The organism is Candidatus Solirubrobacter pratensis (assembly GCF_000425945.1).
In the GTDB taxonomy this organism is placed as follows: domain Bacteria; phylum Actinomycetota; class Thermoleophilia; order Solirubrobacterales; family Solirubrobacteraceae; genus Solirubrobacter; species Solirubrobacter pratensis.
Map to the genome: position 1 here is coordinate 154101 of NZ_AUEK01000008.1, position 23682 is coordinate 177782.

Here is a 23682-nt window from a genome sequence, read left to right on the forward strand (position 1 = left end):
TGGTCCGGGATCTCCTGAACGCCAAGGGATGAAACGGACGCGCAGGTGCGTGGAGTGGCGGGGTACGGTGGCGTTCATGAGGCGGCTGCTGGTGTGCCTGGCGCTGCTGGCCGCGGGCTGCGGCGGCGGAGCGCATCGCGCCGCCGCCACCGCGAAACCCGCCGCGCTCGAGCGCGACGTCCCGCGGCTGAGCCAGGTCGCGCCGTGCACGAGCATCACGCGCGCCAGCTGCGCCGTGCTGCAGGTGCCGCTCGACCACAGCGGGCGCACGGCGGGAACGCTGGACCTGTGCGTGGCCATGTCGGGACCCGACGGCGCGCCGGTGCTCGTCTTCCTCAGCGGCGGCCCTGGCCAGCCGGGGCTCCCGTTCCTCGCTACCGCGCGCAGCCGGCTGGGCGCGATCGCCAAGCGCTACCGGCTCGTCGTGATCGACCAGCGCGGCACCGGCCGCGGCGCGCTCCGCTGCCCGGCCCTGCAGCGGCAGATGGGGGCATCGGACCTGGCCCGGCCGACGGCCGCGGCGGTGCGCTCGTGCGCGGCGCGGATCGGCGAGAAGCGGCGCTACTTCACCACCGGCGACACGGTCGCCGACCTCGAGCTGCTGCGCCAGGCGCTCGGCGCCGGCAAGCTCGCGCTCGACGGCGTCTCCTACGGCACCTACGTCGCCGAGCGCTACGCGCTCGCGCACCCCGCCAACGTCAGCCGGCTCGTGCTCGACTCCGTCGTGCCCCACGCGGGCGTGACGCTGATGTCGGAGGTCTCGATGCAGGCGACGCCGCGCGTCCTGGGCCCCGCGGCGACGCGCGACCTCGCCGCCGTCGTCCGCTCGCGCCACGACGGCCCCGAGCTGCTCGACATGCTCACCAGCCTCTCGATCGGGCGCCCGCACCTGGGCGTCGCCGTGCGCGCGCTCCGCAGCGCCGCGGCCGGGGACCGGCGGCCGCTGGACGGGCTCGCCGCCGCCGTGCTGCGCGGCGAGCGCGCGTTCAAGGCCTCCGATCTCAGCCAGGGCCTGCACGCCAGCACGCTGTGCGCCGACACGCGCGCTCCCTGGGGCGGCGAGGACGCGCCGGCGGCGGGACGCGCGCAGAAGCTGCGCACGGCGGCCGCCGGCGTGGACGTGGGTCCGTACGACCGCGAGACGGCGAGCGCGAACGGCATCGCGCTCCAGTGCCTCTACTGGCCCACGACCCCGGTCGCGCCGCCCCGGCTCGCCGCGAACCTCCCCGCCGTCCCGACGCTGCTGCTCGCCGGCACCAAGGACCTCTCGACCCCGCTCGAGTGGGCGCGGGCGGAGCGGGCGCACGCGCCGCGCGGGAAGCTCGTGGTCGTGCCCGGCGCGGGACACTCGCTGCAGACCCAGGGCGTCGCGGCGGTCAAGCGCGCGCTGGCGGCCTTCCTAACGGGTTGACGCCCCCTCGACGCCGACGTCGACGCGGGTCAGGTGCCAGCGGCCGAGATTGGCCATGAACAGCTCGGTCCCGCGGAACGCGCAGTTGGTCGGATGGCACAGCACGTGCGCGGTCGGATCGTCGAGCAGCAGCTCGAGCGCGCCCGTGGCAGGGTCGCACCTGTAGACGCGCGACGGCTCGTAGCACGCGATGTACAGCAAGCCCCCGGCGTCGAGGGCGATGCCGTCCGGCACGCGCTCGATGCCCTCGACCACCGGCTCCGGCGCGCCACCGGCGATCGGGATCCGCACGACCCGCTGCGCCCATGTCTCCACGACATAGAGCGCGTCGCCGCCGGGCTCCAGCGCCATCCCGTTGGCGAAGTGCAGCGGTCCCTCGTGCCACAGCTCCGCCGCGCCGGTCTCGAGGTCCACCCGCCAGATCCCCGGGCCGGCCGGATCCCGGCTGTCGGACACCCACAGGCAGCCGCGCCTGGCGTCGACGACGGGGAAGTTCGGCGTTCGCATCCCCTCCGCGAAGCGCGAGATCTCGCCACTCGCGAGGTCGAGCCGGAAGACCGCGCGGTGCGCGAGGTCGCACGAGTACAGCGCGCCCTCGCCGTCGAGCGCCACGCCGAGCGTGAAGCCGCCCGTCGTCGCGACCTGCTCGATCGCCGAGCCGTCGGGAGCGACGCGATAGAGCTCGCCGCGGTCGCCGCCGCACCAGGCGGCGCCCTCGGCGTCGAAGGCGAGGCACTCCGGATGGCTCAGGCGCGGCTCGCTCGTCGTGCCGTCGAAGAAGATCGACGCCCGCTCGAGCGCGATCACTCCGGCAGCTCCACGGACAGGCCCGCGAGCAGCCCGCCGTCGACGCGCAGCTCCGCGCCGGTGATGGCCGACGCGTCGTCGCTTGCCAGGTACGCGATCGCCGCGGCGACCTCGTCGGCCGACGCCACGCGGCCGAGCGGGTGCATGCGTCCCCACGCGGCGACCTGGTCCTCGGCGCTCCCGTCGCCGCGGAAGCGCTCGGCCGCCCAGCGCAGCATCGGCGTGTCCACCGAGCCCGGGGCGACGGCGTTGACCCGGATCCCGTCGCGCACGTGGTCGAGCGCCATGGCGCGCACGAGCGCGCTCAGGGCCCCTTTGCTCGCCGTGTAGGCGGCCACGCCGGTCTGCGACGCGGTCGCCTGGACCGACGAGACGATCACGATCGCGCCCCCGCCGCGCTCGCGCAGCGCGGGCACCGCGGCGCGCGCGACCAGGTAGGCGCCGCGCACGTTGACGCCGAAGACCTCGTCCCACGTCTCCGGAGCGGTCGTCTCGACCGTCCCGTAGCGCTGCACGCCGGCGGTGTAGACGAGCACGTCGAGCGTCCCGCACCGCTCCACGAGCGCCTGCGCGTACCCCTCGTCGCGGACGTCGCCGGCCAGGCCGGCCTCCGGCTCGCGGCCGCCCGTGATCACCGTCGCGCCTTCGCGCGCGAGCCGCTCGGCGGCGGCCCGGCCGATGCCGAGCGTGCCGCCGACGACCAGCGCGGTCTTGCCCTCGAATCTCACGGAACCAGCGGCGGGAGCGTAACCTCGACGAAGCGGGGCCGGTAGATCCGGACGTCGCGCATCAGGTCGTCGAAGGCGAAGCTGTTGACGTTGTAGGAGAGGACGAGCTTGCCGCCGCGGCTGAGCTGGGGATGGAGGCGGGCGTCGTACGTGAAGAGGTTCCCGCCCGTCTCCGGCGTCCGGTAGACGGTGGTGGGTCCGCTCCACGGGCCGGTGAGGCTGCAGGCGCTGTAGGCGACGATGTCGGCCGGCAGCAGGCTGCGGTTGTCGAACGTGACGAGCACGTAGGCGTCGCCGACCTTCTGGATCCCCACGGCGGTGCCGATGCCCTGGAACAGCGGCGCGGAATCCTTGAAGTGGATCGACCAGCCGCTGCCGGTCCAGTACTCCCAGCGGCCGAGCAGGTCGCCCTGCTTGGCGCGGGCGAGCATGAGCGCGTTGGCCTTGTTGCCGTAGACGTACGAGTACCCGCCCTCGTGGACGACCGTGGAGCCCCAGGTGACGCCGTCGGCCGAGACGATCTGGCGGACGGCCTCCAGCTTCAGGGAGGGCAGCGAGAACGTGGCGATCGCGTTGCCGAGCCACTCGAAGCCGAAGACCTCGTCGGAGTACATCCAGTACTTGTTGACGAAGACGTGCAGCTTGCCGCCGTCGACGGTCGCGCCGTTGGCCCAGTACCACGAGTCGCCGACCTGCTCCTTGCCGTCGGACTGGTGGCCGTCATCGGTCTGGATCAGCGTCTCGGGATGCCGCGGCGTGCCGCCGGTCAGCGTGTCGGTCAGCCGGTCGCCGCGCTGGAGCACGATCGAGTTCTGGATGAAGTCCTCGTTGTCGCGCGAGTGGTCGGGATTGACCTTGTCGAGGAAGGTGTCGGCGAACACCCACGCGGTGCGGCCGTCGGGCAGCGGCACCGACGCCGTGTTGTCGGCGCCCGTCCAGTCGTCGAGCCGCCGGTTGGAGTCGCCGTAGGCGGCGAACATCTGATTCAGGGCGACAGCGGGGCGCGCCTGCGCCGGCGTGGATGGATCGAGGCGACAGGACGCCGCCGAGGCGGTCGCCGGCAGCGCGAGCAGCGCGACGACGATGGACGGGACCGCGAATCTCATACCGGCTCTCCTTGGGTTGCGTATGCGAGATGGCCCGTGCCGCCCTGGCCGCCGAGCGAGCGGGCGGCCGCGACCACGCCTTCGCGCGCCGCCTCGACGACCGTGGCGCCGCGGGCCAGGTGCGCGGCCAGGGTGCCCGCGAAGACGTCGCCCGCGCCGGTCGCGTCGACCAGCCGCTCCGCCGGCGCCGCCGGGATCTCGGCCGTCTCGGCGCCGTCGCGGACGAGCACGCCGTCGGGGCCGCACGTCACGGCGGCGGCCTGCGCGCCGAGCGCGAGCACCGCCTCGGCGGCGGCGCGCGGTGTGTCCCCGAGCCCGTCGGCGGGCCATGACGGCGTCACCACGCGGGCGAACGGGGCGATCCTCGCCAGCGCCGCCCGCGCGCGTTCAGGCGTCGTCAGGCGCGGGCGGAAGTTCGGGTCGTAGACGAGCAGCGGCGCGCGCTCGGCGGCGCGCTGAACCGCGGCGGCCGCGCCGGCGGAGATCGCCTGCGCGATGCCGCCGGCCAGCAGCACTCGATGCTCGGGGAGCCGCTCGACGTCATCCGGCGAGAGCGTGGAGGCGGCGCTGCCGCGGCGCACGTAGACGAACTCGCGCCCGCCATTGAGGTCGGCGACGCTGAAGTAGACGCCGTTCGGCGCCGCCACCCGCGCGGCGAGCGAGGTGTCGACGCCGAGCCGCTCGACGTGGCGCAGCAGCGCCGTCCCCAGCTCGTCGTCGCCGACCTTGGTCAGCAGCGCCACCGACGCGCCCGCGTCCGCCGCCGCCGCGGCGGCGTTGAGCGCGTCGCCGGAGAACGACAGCGTGGCCGGCACGCCGGCGGCGAACGGCACGGGCGAGGACACCTCCACGAGCACCTCGCCGATGACGAGGACGTCCATGGTCACCCGCGCACCCCGGGGGCGGGGGTTTCGCCCCGGCGGGAGTTTCGCCCCCTGGGCGAACACTCCCAGCGAAACGAGGCCGCAGGCCGAGGCTTCGCCCTCATCGGCGCGCCCCCGGGGCGGGAGTCTCGCCCCGGCGGGAGTTTCGCCCCCTGGGCGAACACTCCCAGCGAAACGAGGCCGCAGGCCGAGGCTTCGCCCTCATCGGACGCGCAGGCTCACGAGCGCGCGGGCGCCGAGCAGGACCGCGACGGCGCCGTCGCGCAGCTCGAGCGACTCGCCGTCGTGCTCGAGCGGCGAGGTCAGGTGCACCGACGCCGGCGGCGTGGCGAAGCTGAGCCGCACCACCCGTGCCTCCCCGCGCTGGTCGTGCAGGCGCGCCACGATCCCGTCGCCGTCCTCGGCGGGCTTGAGCGCGAGCTCGACGCCGTCGCCGTCGAGCTCGAGGAACCCGCCTCGCTCGTCGCCGCGCCGCAGCCAGTCACGCAGCACCAGCGGCGGCGTCGCCGCCTCGGCCGCGAACCGCGCCGCGGCCGCGTCGTCGCACGCGCCGGCGTGCGTGGTGAGCCGATAGCGCAGCGGGATCTCGCCCTCCTGGAACGCGCGGAAGTTGACGCTCCAGTGATTGTTGAGCGCCCACGAGTACACGGCCGGCCCGTCAGGCTGCAGCTCGTACGCCGCCCGGCCGGTCGTGATGCCGCCGAGCTGCGCGAGCGGCGCGTCCAGCGGCGCGAGCGTGACGCCGCGCTCGCCGTCGGAGACGTCGACCCAGCGCCGCAGCGGGTACCAGTCGCGGACCGTGCCGTTGAGCTGGTCGATGTCCGGCGTGCACGCGACGCCGTTGAGGTCGGCCCGGAAGCCGGGCGCGCCGAGCGCGAACGGGAAAGCGATGTAGACGGACTCCGGCTCGGGCTGCGCCAGCTTGTCGAGCGTCCAGTCGATCTCGAGCGCGCGGCGGTCGCTCTGGAGCGTGTAGCGGCAGGTCGCTCCGCGCACGCCCTCGGCCTCGATCGCGACCGCGATCGAGGCGCGGCCGCGTGAGATCTCCGGCTCGCCCACCGTGACCCGCGCGGGCGCGCTTCGCCGCAGCGGGACGTCCTGCGGCCAGACGCCGAAGTCCCACTCGGAGAAGTCGTCGGCGAACAGCGCCCGGCGGTCGCCCTCGACGCGCTCGTATACGTACTGCCCGAGCCGGTGGCCGTCCTGCTCGCCCGCGAAGTCGTGGCCGAGCTCCTTGTCGAGCCATGACCGCAGCCCGCCGGTCGCCGGATCGACCTCCACCCGGTAGTGCGCGTTCTCGATGACGCCGGGGGCGACCGCGAGATCCGCGGCGGCCGGCTCGCCGTCGAAGCGCACCCACGCCCAGCCGCACGGCGGGAGCTCCGCGCGCGCCACGCGCACGTCCTCGAGGCTGCGCGCGCCGCCCCACGGGACGTCGCGCGGGAAGAACATGTCGAGCATCCCACGCGGGGCGCCGCCCGCGCGCACCTCCGGCTCCTCGACCAGGACCCTGCGCGCATGCGGCAGCGTGTTGATGACGAGCCACTCGTCAGCCCCGCTGTGCGGGAACGCCTCCTCGTAGCTGAGATCGCCGAGGTTGAAGCGCGACTCCGCGCCGGGCTCGCCCTCGCGCCGCGCAAGCGCGCCGGCGGCGCGCGCGAGGACGTCGTGCGTCTCCATCGCGGCGCCGTACGCGTAGCCCGACTTGCGGTTCCACTGCGCCTTCGTGAACAGCGAGTCGGGCCGGGCGACCGACGCGAACGCCCCCCAGGTGTGCTCGTCGTAGAGCGACATCTGCTCGTACAGCGCGTCGAGGCGCTCGGGGTCGCCTGTGCCGGTCCAGGCGGCGATCGCCTCGGCGGCGCCGAGCAGCTCGTGCGTGGAGCGGTTGAGGCCCGTCTCGTACGCGCTCGAGGCGGCGCCGTCGGACCACCAGTCCGTCCAATCGCCGCGCCAGGTCGGCAGCTCGTGCCGGCGCAGCACGTCGCCGAACGCGGCCGGAGTGGTCAGCTCGATGCGCGGCGTCCTCCCCGCCGCGTTCCACTCCGCCACGAAGTCGCTCACGCGCCGCTCGGGCGGGCCGTTGTCGACGCGCATCGGGTGCGTGGCCTCGACGTAGAGGAAGTCGTACGGGTAGTCGGGATCGCTCTGCACTCGCCGCACGAGCGCGGCGAGGTCGCGTTCCACGTAGCGCGGGTCGGCGAGCTTGGCGACGCTGCGGCCGAACAGGTAGTGCAGCCCGTTCCAGCACAGCAGCCGCCCGCCGGCCGGCCCCTCCCACCAGAACGCTCCCGGCAGCGGCTTCGGCGCCCGCCCGCGCATCTGGTTGATCGCGAGCGTGAGCGTGTCCACGCCGATCGCCGGCAGCAGGTCCGCGAACAGCCACGAGATGCCGTTGACGTCGTCCTGCATCGCGCTGCGAATGCGAACGCCGCGCTCGCGCAGCCGCCGCACGGGCATCAGGCTGCGGACCATCTGCTCCACGCCGAGCAGCGGCGTGAGGTTGTACTGCATGGCGGCGACGTCCATCGCGCCGCTCGCGTTGTGACGCAGGAACCGGTCCACCTCGCCTTCGGAGGCGGTGGCGAGGTACTTCTCCAGCGGCCCGGTGACCTCGCACGTCCAGCGGAAGCGGGCCTCCTCCGGGTGGTCCGCCGTCGCCTCGATCACGTCCATCGCCTGCGAGATGAACTCGGCGTGCTGGCGGAAGCAGACGTCCTGGTGATCGGTGAACCCGATGTCCGTGTGCGTGTGGTTGGCGACGTAGAGCGTCTCGATCATGGCCGTGCCCAGTTCTCGTTCGGGACCAGGGCGAACCAGTCGGGCCGCCCCGGGTCGCGGTCGTACGGGTAGTTGCCGAGCTCCGCGTAGAGGGCGGCGTACTCGGCGAGCTTCTCGCGGTCGAGCGAGACGCCGAGGCCAGGCCCGTCGGGCACGGCGATCGAGCCGTCCTCGTAGGCCAGCTTGCCCCCGGCGATGACGTCGTCGGTCAGGTGGTGGTAATGCGCGTCGGCGCTGTACTGGCTGCCGGGCAGGACGGCACCGAGGTGGAGCATCGTCGCCAGCTGGATGCCGAGCTCGCCCGACGAGTGCACGCCGACGCCGAGCTGGAACGCGTCGCAGACCGTCGCCGCCTGCAGCGCCGGCCGGATGCCGCCCCAGAACGTCGTGTCGAGCAGGACGACGTCGACGGCGCGGTGCAGCACGTTGGCCGCCAGCTGCTCGATCGAGGTAACGACCGTGTTGGTCGCGATCCGCAGGTCGACCGCGTCGCGCACCTGTCGCAGGCCGTTCAGCCCCCAGGTCGGGTCCTCGTAGTAGTCGTTGCGCAGCGGCTCGATCGCCTTGCCGAAGCGGATCGCCTGCTTGACGTCGAGCGCCGCGTTCGGGTCGTATCTGAGGTCGTCCTCCGGAAAGGCCGCGCCGAGCGCCTGGTAGCACTCGAGCTCGTAGTCCGGCGGGAAGACGCCGCCTTTGAGCTTGTGCGCGCTGAAGCCGTGCAGCGCCTTGAGCTCGCGCGCGTGCTGCACGAGCTGGTCGGCGGTCCGCACCTCGCCGGTGCCGTCGTGCTCATTGGCGTAGCGGAAGAAGAGGTAGCCGGCGAACGCGACGCGGTCGCGCAGCTTGCCCCCCAGCAGGTCGTGTACCGGCACGCCGAGCGCCTGCCCGATGATGTCGAGGCACGCGAACTCGATCGCGGCGTGGACCTGGACGCGGTTGTTGTAGAGCGAGGCGGTCGGGTTGCAGAGCTTGAACCACAGCGCCGAGAGATCGAACGCGTTGTGGCCTGCGACGTGGCCGCGCAGGCCCTCGACGGCCATCCGCGCGCTCTCGCCGCCGCCGCCGAGCTCGCCGAGGCCGACGAGCCCCTCGGTCGTCTCGACCTCGACCACGGTGCGCACGAAGCGGCCCCAGTGGGCGCCGTTGCTGTGGCGGAGCGGTGCCTCGAGCGGCACGGTGACCGTCGTCGCCCGCAAGTCACCGATGATCAGTTGCATGCGTTCCTTCCAGCACGGTGGCGGTCAGGTCGAAGTCGCGCGCCTCGCGCGGGGCCAGGCGCAGCGCGGTGCCGTTGCGCACGGCCTCCGCGAGCCCGTCGGTGGGGCGGCTCGAGAACGGCTCCAGGCCCACGGTCCGGAGCCGTCCCCACCAGGGGTAGGCGGTCGTGCCGCCGTGCTCCTGCCAGATCCACAGGTAGGGCATCGTGCGCGCGTCCCAGGACACGCGCAGGCCTATGCGGTCGTCGCGGATCGTGTAGCTGTCGAGGCCTTCGAGATAGTCGATCGAGCTCGCCCGCCCGAGCTCGACCGGCGCGTCGACCCTGGTCTCGCCGCTGAGGAACGGCGGGCCGAACGCGATGTGGTGGCCCCACATCGCTTCGACCTCGAGGTCGCTCTCGTTGACGAGCGTCTCGGCGAAGCGCAGGGTCGGGGTCGTCCGGTCGAGGCTGAGCCGCTTGGTCAGCCTCAGGGGCACGGTGCGCAGCGCGATCTCGAAGGCGACGGTGACGCCGTCGGGGTCGTCGCGCTCGATCCAGTGGTCCCACGCGACGAGCGAGATCTCGCCGTGCTGGCCGTAGCTGGCGCCGGCGTGGGCGCTCGGGGCGCCGCCGTTGGGCAGCACCTCCTGCCAGCCCCCCGGGTAGCTCTCCATGAACGCCGCCTGCGGGTCGCCGGCTTCGTTGCGCGGCGTCCGGATCCCGCCCGGGCTGAGCGGCGCGAAGTCGAGATCGAGCGGCTTGTAGTTGCACTCGACGACGTCGGTGCCCTTGCCGGCGAGCACGGTGACCCGCAGCGTCGCGTTCTCGAGCACGACGGCGTCGATGCCGTAGACGCTCGTCTCGTGGATCCGTGCGCCCCAGTTTCGCTGTGGACGGTGGCGCCTCATGCCAGCGCGATCGTCAGGAGCTCGCCGGGCAGGATCGCCGTCGCGCCGCGCGGGCGCTCGAGGTGATCGCCGACCGCGCGCGCGGTGACGGGCAGGTCGGGGAACGCGGCGTCGAGCTCCACGGGTCCGGCGGCGCGGGAGCGCACCTGCGCGACGAGCCCGCCGGCGCGCCCCGCGCTGATCGCGATCAGCTCGATCCCCTCCGGAAGCGTGCAGAGCGTTCCCCGTTCGGGGATGCCGTCCGCCGCCCGCGGCGAGGACAGGATCGCGGTCAGCGGCGGCCCGGCGCCGCCGACGGCGTACGCGAGCTCGACCTCGCCGCCCTGCGACTGCGGGAAGTTCGTGTCCCAGCCGTTGTTCATCGCCCACGAGAAGACCGTCCCCGGCTCGCGCTGCGTCGTCAGCGGGAACGGCGCGTACGGCAGGTGGATCCCGCCGACCTGGACCAGCGGCGCGTCGAACGTGGCGAGCACGGCGTCGTCGAGCGCGATCCAGTCGCGGATCGCGCGCATGTGCGGCGCCGATCCGGGCACCGTGGGATCGCCCTGCGCGTGCACGCCTCCGGTGAGCTCGTAGCGCACGCGCGGGTTCTCGCGCGCGAACGGGAAGGCGAAGAAGACCGCCTCCTTGTCGGTGACGGGCGCCTTGTCGACAACGTTGGAGATCTCGAGCCGGCCGGCGCCGTGCACGAGCCGGTAGGTCACGGTCAGCGCGTGCGCGCCGGGCGCGCGCAGGCGCACCGTCGCGCGCTCCTGCAGGGCGCTGCTCGTGCGCTCGACCAGCACGCCGTCGCCGGCGACGTCGCGGGACGCGAGCAGCCACAGGCCGGGCTCGCCGATCCGGCTGGAGAGGTGATTGACGCGGGACGCCGTCGCGTAGCGGTCGTAGACGTACTGGTTGCCGAACGCGCTGTCGGGGTTGACGAGGTCGCCGAGCGACGTGAGGCAGCCGCTGCGAGCGTCGAGGCCGGCGCTGAGCCCGGCGGACTCGAGCGCCGCGGGGTCGCCCGGCACGGGGTCGCGCACGCCGGCCCGGCCGCCGGCGAGCGCGTAGCGGGCGAACCCGTACGCGGGGACGTCTCGCGCGAGGAAGCGCAGCCGCCGCCCGCGCGGCCGGTAGTCGGCGTGCGGCTGCGGCGCGAGCTCGCACGGCACGCGCTCGCCGCTCGCCACATCGACGACGGTGAGCGATGCGCTCAGCGGCACGCGCGTCTCCGGCACCAGCAGCTCGACGGCGTCGGTGCGCGCGACCCCGGACGGGTTGAAGACGAGCACGCCGGCCAGCGCGCCCGCGTGGCGCGGGACATGCGCCGCGAGGCGGGCGTGCGCGCTCTCGAGCAGCGCGCCGGCCGTCTCGCCCGCGGCGTGCGCGCGCGCCGCCTTCCACTGCCACTGCAGCGCGCCGGCGTCGACGTGCTCCAGCCGGTCGCGCCAGGGATTGGCCGCGCCCCACGTGTGCTCGTCGAAGAGGCCCAGGTCCTCGTACGCCCGCTCGACCTCGGCGGGCCAGCCCGGCGACGCGCCGGGGGTGGCGGGGGCCGGCGAAGCGCCGGAGGCGGCCGCGCCGCGCGGATCTCCGGCCGCCTCCAGCGCATCCGCCCACGCGTGCAGCGTCTGCGCCGTCCGCACGTCCCGCTGCGCCCGCCTGGCGACGGCGACCTCCCGCGCGGCCGAGCCGATGCCGTCGGCCCACCAGTCCGTCCAGTCGCCCTCGTAGGTCGGGATCGAGTCGCCCAGCCGCTTCTGCGCCGCCTCGAAGAAGTCGCGGTTCGTCGCCATCGTGAGACGCGGATACGCCCAGCTCGCGTTCCACTCGCGCACGATCTCGGCCGGCACCGGGCTCGGCGCGGCGTTGTCGGCGAACGCGCTCTGCACGCGCAGGTGCAGCAGCTCGTGCTCCTGCGGCGCGCGCGTGAGCTCGGTGCCGGCGGCGATCCCGGTGAGCCAGCCGGTGGTGCCCGCGCCGTACGGGTACGGCCGCGTCGCCAGCGCGTGCAGGTACGCCGGCAGGTACTCGAGCGTCGCCTCGTAGCCTTCGGCGAGCCCGGCGAGGTTGCCCTCCATGTACGCGATCCCGTGCGGGCTGTCGGTGTGCCACACGAGCAGGCGGCGCCCGCTCGGGGCGCGCCACCAGAACGGGCGGCGCAGCGACTGGCCGCCGTTGAGGTGCGGCACGGAGCGGCCCGCGTAGTTGTGGGCGACCGACAGGTAGCGCACGTCCGCCGCCGCCAGCAACTCGCACAGCGCGAGCGTCGCGCCCGGCACGTCGGTCTGCATCGCGCTGACGATCTCGATCCCGAAGCGCTCGCGCAGCGCCTGGGCGGGCCGCAGCGTGCGCGCCAGCTCGTCCAGCGAATACGCCTCCGTGTGCATCGTGTACGGCAGCGCGCAGACCTCGATCCGGCGCTCGCGCACGCGGGCGAGGAACGCCTCGCGGTCGGCGCCCGGCCGCGTCGCGAGCCAGCGCGTGAGCGGCAGGTTGGCCTCCACGTTCCAGCGGAAGCCGTCGTCCTGGGTCGTGAGGTCCAGCGCCGCGTCCAGATACGCGAGGTGCTGGGCGAGCACGAGCGGCTGGTGATCGGTGTAGCCGATGTCGAGGTGGGAGTGATGGATCACCGAGACCTCCCACTTGCGCTGCGGCGCCAGGACGACCCGATGCTCGACGCCGTCGAGCGTCACCGCGAACGCGCGGGGGGCGTCGAGCTCCGGCACGAACAGCAGGCCCGGGCCGTCGGTGCGGTCGAGCACGGTGCCCTCGTGCGCGATCGTGGCCGCGCCGGTGACGCGGACGGCCTGCTCGAGCCGGCCGCCGCGCGAGCGGAACAGCGGCAGGCCGCAGACGGGCCCGGCGTACGCGGCGAGATCCTCGCGCGGCGGGACGTCATGCGGCGGGTCGGCGATGGCGCGGCTCATGCTTGCCTCCCGGCGGTCGTCAGCGTCAGGCCGCTCAGCAGGTAGCGGCCGAGCGCGAGGAAGAGCGCGATCGTCGGCAGCGAGCCGATCAGCGCGCCGGCCATGATCACCGGCGGTCCTGCGCTCGAGGACTGGCCCTGGAGCCCGACGAGGCTCGGCATCACCGGGCGGATGCCGTCCGAGGTCGAGAGCACGAGCCCGAACATGAAGTCGTTCCAGATCCACGTGAACTGGAAGAGCACGAGCACCGCGATCGGCCCGCGCGCGAGCGGCATCAGGATCCGCCACAGCACCGCCCACGACGACGCGCCGTCCAGCCGCGCCGCCTCCTCCACCTCGCGCGCGACCGTCGAGAAGAATCCGCGCAGGACGAACAGGCAGAACGGCGTGGCGATCGCGGAGTAGAACAGCGCCATCCCGACCCAGGTGTCGTAGAGCCCCGTGTCCGTGTACATCTGGAACAGCGGGATCAGGTACATCTGGAACGGGAACAGCGTGCCGCTGAAGACCAGCAGGAACCACCAGAACCGCCCGCGGATCTCGAGCCGAGTGATGGCGTAGGCGCCGAGCGCGCCGCAGAAGATCGCGACCACGGCGCCGACGAGCCCGTAGCTGAGGCTGGCCAGGAAGCCCGGGCCGAGCCCGGCGCTGTTCCACGCCGTCTTGATGTTCCCGAACAGGTGGAGCGGATCGTGCGGCAGCGACCACTGCGAGCTGGCCGCGTACTCGCCGAAGGACTTCATCGGCGTGATCACCAGCAGGCCCAGCGGCACGATCCACGCCGCCGCCAGCAGGACCACGCCCGCCTTGGTGACTCTCACTGGTTCACCTCCACGCGCCGGAACATCGAGCGCAGGTAGAAGACCGACAGCAGCAGCACCACGAGTGTCAGCACCACCGCGACGCTCGCCCCGTAGCCGATGCTGAAGCTCACGAAGCTCTCGCGGTACATCGTCACCGCGAGCGTCTCCGAGGACCGGTACGGGCCGCCCTGGGTCATCACCCAGATCAGATCGAAGACCTTGAAGTTGTTGATCATCGTGATGGCCACCACGACCGCCGTCATGGGCCGCAACAGCGGGAACGTGATGTGCCAGAACAGGCGCAGCCCGTGCGCGCCGTCGACGCGCGCCGCCTCGATCGGCTCGCGCGGGAGGTTCTGCAGCCCGACGAGGAACAGGATCATCGCCGGCCCCAGTCCCTGCCACATCGCGGCGAAGATCATCGCGAAGGTGTTCACCGGCGGCTCGGCCAGCCAGCGCGTGGTGAGCGAGTCGAGCCCGATCGTGTTCAGCAAGCTCGTGAGCAGCCCGTTGTCAGGGTTGAACACGTAGAACCAGATCACGCCGACGGCGGCGCCGGAGAGCGTCGCCGGGAGGTAGAACACGCGCTTGAGCCAGTCGCCCGCCCGCATGTTCGACAGCACGATCGCGAGCAGCAGGCCGAGCCCGACCTGCAGCACCAGCGCGCCGATCACCCAGTAGACCGTGTTGCGCACCGAGGTCCGGAACGCCGGGTCCTTCACCAGCCGGCTGAAGTTGTCCACGCCGACGAACGAGCCGGCGCTCGTGCCCGTCGCATCGGTGAATGCCACCCACACCGTCTTCACCGCCGGGTAGAGCAGGAAGACGCCGACCAGCGCCACCATCGGCAGCAGGTAGAGGTAGCCGGTCGCGCGCCGGCGCCTGCGCCGGCGGCGGGCGACCTTGGTCGCCACGTGCTCGCGGGGAGCGGCGAGCCGCGGCGGCGCCTCGACGACGGGAGCGGGCACCGTCAGGAGACGCTCGCCCAGCTCTGATCCGCCTGCTTCTGGATCGTCTGTAGGAAGGCGGCCGGGTCGCCGGGCTTGAGCATGAACTTGCAGAACTGGTCGACCGCCACCTCGACGATGTCGTGCGGCGTCGCCTCCCAGTAGCGGTTGAGCAGCTTGTGGCCGCCGGCCTTGATCGCGTCGTCGATGCCCTTGTCGACGGGGTTGGACGACGGCACGTCCGAGCGCGCGGACGTGAACCCGGTGACGTCGATCCACTTCTGCTGGCCCGCCTTGGACGCGAACCACTCGGTCGCCTTCAGCGCGTCCTCGCGCCGCTTGCCCCTGGCGGCCACGCACCACGGGCCGGCTTCGAAGATCAGGTTGTTGCCGGCCGAGGCGTCGACGTTGGGCGTGATGAACGTGCCGTAGTCCTCACCGCCCTTGATGCCGGCGGCCTCGAGCGTCGGCTCGAACCAGCCGCCCCAGGTGACCATCGCGATCTTGCCCTGCTTGAAGTACTGCGGGAAGTTGTTGGCTCCGCTGCCGATGGTGACCGCCGAGGGGTCGCTGAAGTACCCCTTCTTGATCATGTCGCCCCACAGGTTCATCACGTCGGCGACACCCGGATCGGTGTACTTCGCCTTGCCGTTGACCAGCGCGGTGTACAGCGCGGGGTCCTTGCGCACGAGCAGCTCCTGGAAGTACACGAAGCCCGGCCAGCGGCCGTCGATCGTGGCGGCCAGCGGCGTCACACCCGCCGCCTTGAGCTTGTCGCACACGCCGGTGAACTCTTCCCACGTCTTCGGCACGTCGAGCTTGTGCTTCTCGAACGTGTGCATGTTGTAATAGGTGACCCAGTACGCGACGTTCAGCGGCACGCCGTACTGCTTGCCGCCGAAGGTGAACGCGTCGCGCAGGCCCGCGCTGTAAGCCGAGCCGTTCTTCTGCCAGATCGAGCTGACGTCGGCGAGCATGCCGGCGTCGACGAGCTCCTTCATCAACCAGCCGGACCACCACGAGAACATGTCGGTGACCTTGGGCGTGTTGCCGGTGGTCTTGATCGCGGCCTGGTAGGTCGTCGTGTCGGAGTACTCGACCGGGTTCCAGCCGACCGCGCCGGCGGTCTTCGCCGCCTTGCCGGCCGCCGCGAACCAGTCCTTCCAGGCGATCTTGTCGTTGGTCATCTTCAGCATCGCGCCGCCGCCGGCCTTGGCGCCTGAGTCCGACCCGCAGGCGGCCAGCAGCGACCCGAGCATCGAGGTGCTCAGCGCCGCGGCCCCGCCGCGCTGGATGAACGCCCTGCGGGAGATCTCCCCGGTTGGTTGCATGTGGCTCTCCTCCACTTGTCGACCCTTCGAAGGCGTGTGCGACCCGACCCGCGCACGGCGCGGGCCTCGCAGACCTGCAGCTCTGCCGTCCTTACCGCTCTGGCGGAGCGGCCCGGGCGGCGATCACCGTCCGGACTCCCTCCAGGTGGCGCTGCATCCGCTCGGACGCGAGCGCCGGATCGTGCGCCTGGATCGCCTCCAGGATCGCCGCGTGCTCCTCGTGATCGTGCACGCGGTCGGCGTACAGGCGCAGGATCTCCATCTGCTCGGGCCCGTAGAGGTCGAGCAGCGTGTCGATCACCTGGGCAAGCACCGAGTTGCCCCCGCAGCGGGCGACGCCGCGGTGGAAGCCCAGGTTGACGGCGCTGAGCCGCGCGTCCTCGCGGCCCTCGAGCAGTTGCCCGGCGTCGTCGATCAGCTTTGCGAGCTCGGCGATCGCCGCCTCGTCCGCGTGCGCGGCGAGCCCGGCGAGGTGCGGCTCGATCAGCAGCCGCGCGTCGAGCAGGTCGAAGATCGTCTCGATCTTCAGCCGCCCGGGATACGGGTTCGGAAGCACGACGCGGCGGCCCGCGTGGCGCACGTAGACCCCCGATCCGTGCCGCATCTCGACCACCCCGACGGCCTGTAGGCGCCGCAGCGCCTCGCGCATCGTCGGGGTCGCGACGGCGAAGCGGCCGGCGAGCGCCTGCACGGTCGGCAGCCGGTCGCCGGGCGCCAGCCCGTCGCGCTCGATCATGTCCAGGATCTGCTCGGTCAGCATGTCCGAGCCGCTCGGACGGACGACGAAAGCCTCGCTCACGGAATTCATCTAATCACTTAGATGACCTAGTCGTCAAGTCATCTACTCGCACCGTCGCCGCTAGCGTCTCGTGGGTGCCCACGCTCGACGACCTGATCCGCTCCCGCCGCACGCACAAGGCCTACGGCTCCGAGCCCGTGGACCCCGCCATCCTGCGCGAGCTGTTCGAGCTCGCGCGCTGGGCGCCGAACCACCACGTCACCAACCCGTGGCGCTTCCGCGTCCTCGGCCCCGAGAGCCGGCAGCGGCTGAAGGCGGCCGCCGACGCCGCCAAGCCCGGCTCGGGCGCGAAGCTGGATCGCGCCCCCACGCTGATCGTCGTCAGCGCCAAGCAGACCGGGGACGCCGAGCAGGATCGCGAGGACGTGCTGGCGACCGCGGTCGCGGCGTACATCGTGCTGCTCGGAGGGCACGCCCGGGGGCTCGCGGGCTACTGGCGCAGCGTTCCCGTGCTCGACTCCCCCGAGGGCCGCGGCGCCGCGCAGCTGCCGGACGACGAGACGCCGATCGGTCTGCTGCACCTCGGCGAGCCGCGCCAGGAGCAGCGGGTGCCGGAGCGCGCCCCCGTCGACGAGATCGCCGCGTTCCTCGCTTGACGCGCCTGCTCCTGAACTTCTTCTACGCGCAGCCCGTCGGTCACGCCGTCGAGGCGCTGCACTACGCGAACGGCTACCGGCTGGGCGGCGCCGGCGTGTCCGTCGCCCTGAACGCCGCCACACCGGTCGAGCTCGCCGGCCTGTGCCCGTGGCTCGAGCACGCGTACGCGATCGATCACCCGTTCCTCGAGCCGGCGTCTGATCCCGCCGCGCTGGTCCACGTCCCGCGCGAGTGGGACTGGGTGGTCGACGACGTCCGCCGCGTCCAGGACTTCCAGCTCGACCTCTTCCCCGGCATGCGCGGCTACTACGAGGCGAGCGACGCGCACTTCGCCGCGCGGGAGCGCATCGTCACCGGCGCGCCCCGGCCGCCCTACGTCCGCCACGCGCCACTGCGCCTCGAGCTCCCGCCGGCGAACGACGACGACGACCGACCGCTGATCGCCGTGATGCCCGCCGGCTCGAGCGAGCGCGCGCTGTAACCCGACACCGCGTCATGGACGCTGATCCTCGACGCCCTGCACGAGGCGTTCCCCGACGCGCGCATCGCGCTGATCGGCCGCCTCGCCCGCGACCGCCGCACCTCGTCGAGCTTCAGCCGCGCGGAGCTGGACGAGCTGCTCGCCCATCCGAGCGCGCCCCTGAACGCCTTCGACCGCCCGCTGATCGAGCAGCTCCAGGTCACGCGGCGCGCCGGGCTCTTCCTCTCCCCCCACACCGGCTTCGGCATGGCCGCCCTCGCCGTCGGCACGCCGTGGCTCGCGCTCTCCGGCGGACGCTGGTTCGAGTACTTCTTCAACCGCGTGCCGTTCCGCTCGATCCTGCCCGACCCCGGGCGCTATCCGAGCTTCAGCCAGTTCGCCCCGCCGGCGATCGAGGGCGAGCGCGCGCCGAGCATGAGCGAGGAGCGCATCCGGGACGACCTCCCGCGCATCGTCGAGGCGGCCCGCGAGCTGCTCTCCGGCGAGCTGGCCTACGAGCGCGCCCTGGAGGACTACTTCGCCGCCCTGCTCGACGTCCACGGCGGCGACGCGTCGGCGCTCTGGTCGCTCGACGGCGTCCACCTGCACTACGTCACGCGGCCGAGCCCATCTCGACCGGCGGATCCCCGCTCAGCACCCACGCGCGCCCGGCCCGGTGCAGCCGCCCGGTGCTCGCCAGCCGCGTCAGCGCGCCCGAGACCGACGGACGGCGCGCTCCCGCCAGGTGGCTGAGCACCTCGTGCGTCAGCGGCAGGTCGATGTGCACGCCGTCGGCGTGCACGCGGCCGTAGCGGTCGGCGAGGTCCCAGAAGAGCATCCACAGCCGCTGCTCGAGCTTTGGCTGCTGCGAGATCGCCATCGCGGTGACGGTCCGGACCGAGCGGGCCAGCGCGCGGCCGGCGAGCTCGGCGCCCAGCTGCGGCCAGGGAGCGGCGCGGGCGGCCCAGCGCGGGTCCAGCACGGCGAGCCGCGCCTGCGAGACGACGCGCCACGACAACTCGATGCCGAGCACGTTCCCGTCGGTCTGCCAGGGCCGCAGCAGATCGCCCGGGCCGAGCAGCTCGGCGCCATAGCGGCCATCGATCCCGACGCGCCGGATGATCATCCCGTCGACCAGCAGCAACCCGTAGCCGCCGCGGGCGCGATCCGGATTCCGCGCCTGCCTCCAGGAGCCGGCGGCGATGCTCAAGGTCGCCGCCGCGGTCGCCCGCCGGGCCTCGGCCCGGCGCTCCTGCGGAACGAGCGCGGCCAGGCCCGCGTCGACATCGAGCACGCTGACGAGGTCGTTCATGCGGCCATCAGGAATAGCACCAAAGTGGCACATCCGCGCCATTGCGGTGAGGATTGTCCCACCAACGAGGGGCCAGTATGGGCCGCCGCGCTGGTCAGGCGCGGCGGCCCTGAAGCCTGCGGCCGGCGGGCGTCGGTGGGGAGAATTGACGAACCGGGGCCGGAGCGTTTGCGTCGTGGTCAGCGACAGGGGCCACTCTGACAAGCGACTCTTAGCGGAACCTTGGCGAAACCTTGCGGTCTCGTGAGGACCCCCACCCTTGTGACGCCCCGTACCATCTCGCGGATGCGCCGCTATGCCGTCAGGGAGTCCCTCGGGTCGGTGCCGGGGCTGAAGCCGGTACTTCTCGGGATCCTGCTCGCCGCCGTATGCACTCCGGCTGCCTCGGCGAATGTCCGGTCCGGGCCCGCCGGGGTCGCGTTCTACACGCCGCCGAGCTCGCCGGCGGCGGGCAAGCACGGCAAGCCGATCTGGTGGCGCAAGCTCAGCGGTCAGGCCGCGCTGAGTGGCGGCTCGGGCAACCGGCTGCTGCTCTACCGCTCGACGGGACTCGACGGGCGGCCCATCGCCGTGTCCGGCGTGCTCACGCTCCCGAAGGGCAAGGCGCCGAAGGGCGGCTGGCCGATCGTCACGTGGGCGCACGGCACGACCGGCATCGCCGACACCTGCGCGCCGTCGCGCGCGAACGTCCAGAACGGCTACGACCACTCGCTGCTGCAGCGCTGGGTGAAGGCCGGCTACGCCGTCGTGCGGACCGACTACGAGGGGCTCGGGACGCCCGGCCCGCATCCGTACCTGATCGGCACGTCGGAGGCCCGCAGTGTGCTCGACGCCGTGCTCGCGGCGCGTGAGGCCGTCCCGGAGATCGGCAAGGACGTCGTGATCGCGGGCCATTCGCAGGGCGGCCAGGCGGCGCTGTTCGCCACCGCGCTCGCGAAGTCCTGGGCGCCGTCGCTGAAGATCCGCGGCACGGTCGCGTTCGCGCCGGTGTCGCACCTGAGCGAGCAGGGCGCGGCCCTGCGCAACGTCACCACGACCAGCCTGACGCCGCTCGCGGCCATGATCCTGCGCGGCATCGACGTCGCCGATCCCGCCTTGAACGTCAAGGCGCTGCTGACGCCGCAGGCGGCCGCGCTGTATCCGCAGATCGACGCCAAGTGCCTGTCGGACCTCGGCCAGCCGGACTCGTTCGGCGCCCTGCCCACCTCGCAGCTCGTCCGGCCCGACGCCGGCATCGGCCTCGTCGTCGCCGCGCTCGCCGCCCGGGACGATCCCGAGGGCCTGAAGATCAAGACGCCGCTGCTGATCGAGCAGGGCACCGCGGACACCACCGTCTTCCCGATCTTCACGCAGCAGACGGCGGCGGCGCTGAAGGCGACCTACAAGACCTACGAGGGGCTGACCCACGGCACGGTCGTCACCTCGGCCAAGTCGCAGGCCGACGCGACGGCGTTCGTGAAGAAGCGGCTGGGCTAGAGCCCGGCGGCGCGGGCGATCGACTGCACGTAGCCGGCGGCGGAGGCGGGACGGTCCTCCGCCTCCTTCTCGAGCGCGCGGTTGACCGCCTTGGCGGTCGCCGCGCTGATGTCCTTGCGCAGCTCCGAGATGTCGGGCGGCGGCTCCTGCAGGTGCGCGAACAGCACGCGCATGCTCGGGCGCCCGCCGAACGGCGGCGTGCTGGTGAGGCACTCTATGAAGACGCAGCCGAGGGCGTAGATGTCAGTGGCGGGACTCACGTCCTCGCCGCGGATCTGCTCCGGCGCCATGTAGTCCAGCGAGCCGAGCGCCTGTCCCGGACGGGTCAGGTTCGACGCCTGGCTGTCCTTCGCAAGTCCGAAGTCCGACACATAGGCCGTGTCGCCGTCGAGCAGGATGTTGGCCGGCTTGATGTCGCGGTGCACCAGGCCGGAGCCGTGCAGCGCGTCGATCCCGGCCGCCGGGCCGGTGAGCAGCCGCACGGTGGTCCCGATGTCCAGCCGGCCGTTGGCCACGCGTTCGGCGAGCGAGCCGCCGGGGATCAGCTTCTGGACCAGATACGGCAGTCCGTGCTCCTCGCCCGACGCGAGTACCGGAACCACATTCGGGTGCGAGATCTTCTGCGCGGCGTCGACCTCGCGCTTGAAGCGGCGGACGAACACCTCGTCCTGCGACAGCTCGGTCGTGACGACCTTGATCGCCACCGGCTCCCCGCCGTCCACGACGCCCTCGAAGACGACGCCCATCCGCCCGCGGCCGATCACCCGGGTGATCCGGTACGGCCCTACGGAGTCGCCCGGCCTGGGCTCGATCGCGATCTCAGGCATCGGAGCGGCGCAAGCATACAGTGCCCGGCGGTCCAGGGCGGACCCCCATCTTCCGGCGGGGTGGAGCTTGCGCCGGGATGTTCAAGCAGCCAGACTTGGGGCCGATCTCGCTATGGACAGGCCAATGCTCGGTGACTACAGGATCGAGGGGATCGTCGGTGTGGGACGCATGGGCGTCGTATACCTCGCGATCGACCGCATCACGGGACGCGCAGTCGCGTTGAAGGTGCTGCGCGAGGACGTGGCGATCGACCCCGTCTACCGCGAGCGCTTCCGGCGCGAGGGCGAGCTGCTCGCCCAGCTCAACCATGCGCACGTCCTCCCCATCCACGGCACCGGCGAGATCGACGGCGACCTCTTCATCGCGACCCGCCTGGTCTCCGGGACGCTGCGCACGGCGATCCTCGGGGGTCCGATCGCCGTCGAGCGGGCGATGACGATCCTCGCCTGCGTCGCCAGCGCCCTCGACGCCGCGCACTCGCACGGGATCGTGCACCGCGACATCAAGCCGGCCAACGTGCTGATGGACCCGGCGCCGCACGCGGTCTTCCTCGGCGACTTCGGCCTCGCGCGCGACCCCGAAGGCGAGGCGTTGACGGCGCCGGGCCAGGTCTTGGGCACAATCGACTACATGGCTCCCGAGCTCCTGGACGGCGAAGGCATCGGCCCCGCGACCGACATCTACGGCCTCGCGTGCCTCGCGATCGAGACGCTCACGGGCTCCGTCCCCTTCGCGCGCGACACTGATGCGGCCGTCATGTACGCCCATATCGTCGATCCGCCGCCGAGCGTCTGCGACCGCCGGCCCGAGCTTCCCGCCGCCCTCGATGACGTGATCGCGGCCGGGATGGCCAAGGACGCCGAGGACCGCCCCGCAAGCGCAGGCGGACTGGTCATGGACATGCTGCGTGCGCTGGACATGCCCGCGCCGGCGTGCCTGATCGCGGCGGGTTGAGGCGAGTGAGCATCCGCGAAGCGATGCTCATAGCGACCGCCGTGCCGGCCCTTGGACTGGGTGGCGGTGGTCGCCGGTGACGCGGCCGGATCAGGAGGCCACAGCGGTCGGGGGCGAGGCGCTCCAGGGCCGCTACGAGATCATCGCGCCGATCTCCAGCGGCGCGATGGGCGCCGTCTATCGCGCGCGCGACCGCGAAAGCGGCTCCGACGTCGCCGTCAAGCGGCTGCTCGACGTCCGCCACGCCGCGCGCTTCGAGATCGAGGCGCGGCTGCTCGCCAGCCTCAGCCACCCGCGCGTCGTGAAGGTGCTCGACCACGCGAGCGACGACCAGGGGCTCTACATCGTGATGGAGCTCGTGCACGGCACCGAGCTCGGGATGCTGATGAAGCGCGAGGGCGATCCCGGGCTGATCGTCGGCGACGCGATCGAGTACGTGCGCCACACCTGCGAGGCGCTGCAGTACGTGCACGGACAGCAGATCGTGCATCGCGACGTCAAGCCGCAGAACATGATCCTCGGCGGCGAGGGCGTCGTGCTGGTGGACTTCGGCGTCGCGCGCGCGCTCGGGTCCGAGGAGGACCAGGGCACGATCGCCGTCGGCACCCCGCGCTACATGGCGCCCGAGGTCTTCGCCGGCGGCACGGTGTCGGCGGCGAGCGACATCTTCAGCCTCGCGGCGACGCTGTGGACGCTGATCATCGGCAGCCCGCCGCGCTACGGCGACACGCTCAAGCTCGAGAAGATCGCCCCCGGGCTGAGCCCCGAGCTCAAGGCGGCGCTCGTCGGCGGCCTGGAGATGCTGCCCGAGCAGCGGATCTCGTCCGCGTCGGCGTTCGCGGAGGCGATCGGCGTGCCGATCACCGCCGACCGCGGCCAGTCGCTGGCCCAGAGCCTCGGTCGCGGCACCACGCGCCGGCGCGTCATGGAGGCGATCGTGCGGACCGCCGCCGGCATGTTCGAGGCTGCCGCGTGCTCGATCGCGCTGACCGACCCGGGCTCGGGCGAGCTGATCTACGAGGCCGCCTGGGGCGCGGGCGCGGCGGAGGTCGTCGGCATGCGGCTGTCGCCGGGCGTCGGCTTGGCGGGCTCCGTCGTCTCGACCGGCGAAGGCGTGTTCGTGCCCGAGTGCCGCACCGACCCGCGCTTCGCCCGCCAGGTCGCGGCCGGCACGGGCTACGTCCCGTACACGATGGTCGTCGCGCCGCTCGTGCGCGAAGGCAAGACGATCGGCGTCCTGTCCGTGCTCGACCGCCGCGACGGCGGCCCCTACCTGCGCGAAGACCTCACCAAGGTCGGGCTGTTCGCCGACCTCGCGGTCGTCGCGCTGGACCTCGACACGTTCCCGCTGAGCTCGGCGGGCGGCCGCACGCTGCTGGGATAAGGCGTGCATCCCCTCCCCACCCCGGTCATCCGGCCTTAGCCACTTGCTCGTAGCGG

Annotated in this window: 21 protein-coding genes; 6 read left to right on the forward strand and 15 right to left on the reverse strand. The window is 72.7% G+C overall.

Annotated elements, in window-relative coordinates; translation table 11 throughout:
- The first annotated feature begins 76 nt into the window (after positions 1-76).
- On the forward strand, positions 77-1411 hold the full coding sequence (locus tag H958_RS0111145) for an alpha/beta hydrolase (protein WP_196807310.1): 1335 nt from the start codon (positions 77-79) through the stop codon (positions 1409-1411).
- Here the strand turns inward: H958_RS0111145 and H958_RS0111150 are convergent.
- The 12 genes from H958_RS0111150 to H958_RS0111205 form a co-directional block, all read right to left on the reverse strand.
- Positions 1400-2218, reverse strand: a complete 819-nt coding sequence (locus tag H958_RS0111150; RefSeq protein WP_028058734.1) for an SMP-30/gluconolactonase/LRE family protein — start codon at positions 2216-2218, stop codon at positions 1400-1402. The two genes, H958_RS0111145 and H958_RS0111150, sit on opposite strands and share 12 nt — an antisense overlap.
- The gene (locus H958_RS0111155; RefSeq protein ID WP_028058735.1) at positions 2215-2946 is read right to left on the reverse strand and encodes an SDR family NAD(P)-dependent oxidoreductase; all 732 of its coding nucleotides are present in this window, start codon (positions 2944-2946) and stop codon (positions 2215-2217) included. Before H958_RS0111155 ends, H958_RS0111150 begins: the two co-directional genes overlap by 4 nt.
- Positions 2943-4052, reverse strand: a complete 1110-nt coding sequence (locus H958_RS36465) for a DUF5005 domain-containing protein (RefSeq protein WP_037409894.1) — start codon at positions 4050-4052, stop codon at positions 2943-2945. Before H958_RS36465 ends, H958_RS0111155 begins: the two co-directional genes overlap by 4 nt.
- Complete coding sequence (locus tag H958_RS0111165; RefSeq protein WP_037409895.1) at positions 4049-4933, reverse strand: PfkB family carbohydrate kinase; 885 nt, start codon at positions 4931-4933, stop codon at positions 4049-4051. Before H958_RS0111165 ends, H958_RS36465 begins: the two co-directional genes overlap by 4 nt.
- 204 nt (positions 4934-5137) lie before the next feature.
- Positions 5138-7717, reverse strand: a complete 2580-nt coding sequence (locus H958_RS0111170; RefSeq protein ID WP_028058737.1) for a glycoside hydrolase family 38 N-terminal domain-containing protein — start codon at positions 7715-7717, stop codon at positions 5138-5140.
- Positions 7714-8934: an enolase C-terminal domain-like protein gene (locus H958_RS0111175; protein ID WP_037409896.1), complete on the reverse strand. Its 1221-nt coding sequence runs from the start codon at positions 8932-8934 to the stop codon at positions 7714-7716. The genes H958_RS0111170 and H958_RS0111175 overlap by 4 nt, the downstream gene beginning before the upstream one ends.
- Complete coding sequence (locus H958_RS0111180; RefSeq protein WP_028058739.1) at positions 8915-9823, reverse strand: DUF4432 family protein; 909 nt, start codon at positions 9821-9823, stop codon at positions 8915-8917. Before H958_RS0111180 ends, H958_RS0111175 begins: the two co-directional genes overlap by 20 nt.
- Complete coding sequence (locus tag H958_RS36470) at positions 9820-12735, reverse strand: glycoside hydrolase family 38 N-terminal domain-containing protein (protein WP_051324102.1); 2916 nt, start codon at positions 12733-12735, stop codon at positions 9820-9822. The genes H958_RS0111180 and H958_RS36470 overlap by 4 nt, the downstream gene beginning before the upstream one ends.
- A complete protein-coding gene (locus H958_RS36475; protein WP_037409897.1) occupies positions 12732-13556 on the reverse strand; it encodes a carbohydrate ABC transporter permease in 825 nt (274 codons plus the stop codon). Before H958_RS36475 ends, H958_RS36470 begins: the two co-directional genes overlap by 4 nt.
- The gene (locus H958_RS36480; protein WP_051324103.1) at positions 13553-14506 is read right to left on the reverse strand and encodes a carbohydrate ABC transporter permease; all 954 of its coding nucleotides are present in this window, start codon (positions 14504-14506) and stop codon (positions 13553-13555) included. Before H958_RS36480 ends, H958_RS36475 begins: the two co-directional genes overlap by 4 nt.
- 2 nt (positions 14507-14508) lie before the next feature.
- Positions 14509-15816: an ABC transporter substrate-binding protein gene (locus H958_RS36485; RefSeq protein ID WP_156027912.1), complete on the reverse strand. Its 1308-nt coding sequence runs from the start codon at positions 15814-15816 to the stop codon at positions 14509-14511.
- A gap of 91 nt (positions 15817-15907) precedes the next feature.
- A complete protein-coding gene (locus H958_RS0111205; protein WP_028058740.1) occupies positions 15908-16624 on the reverse strand; it encodes a FadR/GntR family transcriptional regulator in 717 nt (238 codons plus the stop codon).
- 65 nt (positions 16625-16689) lie between these two features.
- Here H958_RS0111205 and H958_RS0111210 point away from each other — a divergent pair, with 65 nt between their 5' ends.
- Positions 16690-17211 carry a nitroreductase family protein gene (locus H958_RS0111210; RefSeq protein ID WP_028058741.1) on the forward strand — a complete coding sequence of 174 codons (522 nt, stop codon included), beginning with the start codon at positions 16690-16692 and terminating at the stop codon, positions 17209-17211.
- The gene (locus H958_RS43160) at positions 17208-17693 is read left to right on the forward strand and encodes a hypothetical protein (RefSeq protein ID WP_051324105.1); all 486 of its coding nucleotides are present in this window, start codon (positions 17208-17210) and stop codon (positions 17691-17693) included. Before H958_RS0111210 ends, H958_RS43160 begins: the two co-directional genes overlap by 4 nt.
- 12 nt (positions 17694-17705) lie before the next feature.
- Here H958_RS43160 and H958_RS43165 read toward each other — a convergent pair whose 3' ends face one another.
- Both H958_RS43165 and H958_RS43170 read right to left on the reverse strand, forming a co-directional pair.
- On the reverse strand, positions 17706-18275 hold the full coding sequence (locus H958_RS43165) for a hypothetical protein (RefSeq protein WP_156027914.1): 570 nt from the start codon (positions 18273-18275) through the stop codon (positions 17706-17708).
- A gap of 10 nt (positions 18276-18285) precedes the next feature.
- A complete protein-coding gene (locus tag H958_RS43170) occupies positions 18286-18984 on the reverse strand; it encodes a helix-turn-helix domain-containing protein (RefSeq protein WP_028058742.1) in 699 nt (232 codons plus the stop codon).
- Positions 18985-19269: 285 nt separating this feature from the next.
- Between H958_RS43170 and H958_RS36500 the strand changes: the two genes are divergently transcribed.
- Positions 19270-20460 (forward strand): alpha/beta hydrolase family protein, encoded by a 1191-nt coding sequence (locus H958_RS36500; RefSeq protein WP_051324107.1) that lies wholly within the window; start codon positions 19270-19272, stop codon positions 20458-20460.
- On the opposite strand, the gene H958_RS36505 is transcribed toward H958_RS36500, so the two are convergent.
- Positions 20457-21287 (reverse strand): serine/threonine-protein kinase, encoded by an 831-nt coding sequence (locus H958_RS36505; RefSeq protein ID WP_037409963.1) that lies wholly within the window; start codon positions 21285-21287, stop codon positions 20457-20459. The genes H958_RS36500 and H958_RS36505 overlap by 4 nt on opposite strands.
- 124 nt (positions 21288-21411) lie before the next feature.
- Between H958_RS36505 and H958_RS36510 the strand changes: the two genes are divergently transcribed.
- Positions 21412-22242, forward strand: a complete 831-nt coding sequence (locus H958_RS36510) for a serine/threonine-protein kinase (RefSeq protein ID WP_051324108.1) — start codon at positions 21412-21414, stop codon at positions 22240-22242.
- A gap of 76 nt (positions 22243-22318) precedes the next feature.
- The gene (locus tag H958_RS43175) at positions 22319-23626 is read left to right on the forward strand and encodes a protein kinase domain-containing protein (protein WP_051324109.1); all 1308 of its coding nucleotides are present in this window, start codon (positions 22319-22321) and stop codon (positions 23624-23626) included.
- Positions 23627-23682: the final 56 nt, after the last annotated feature.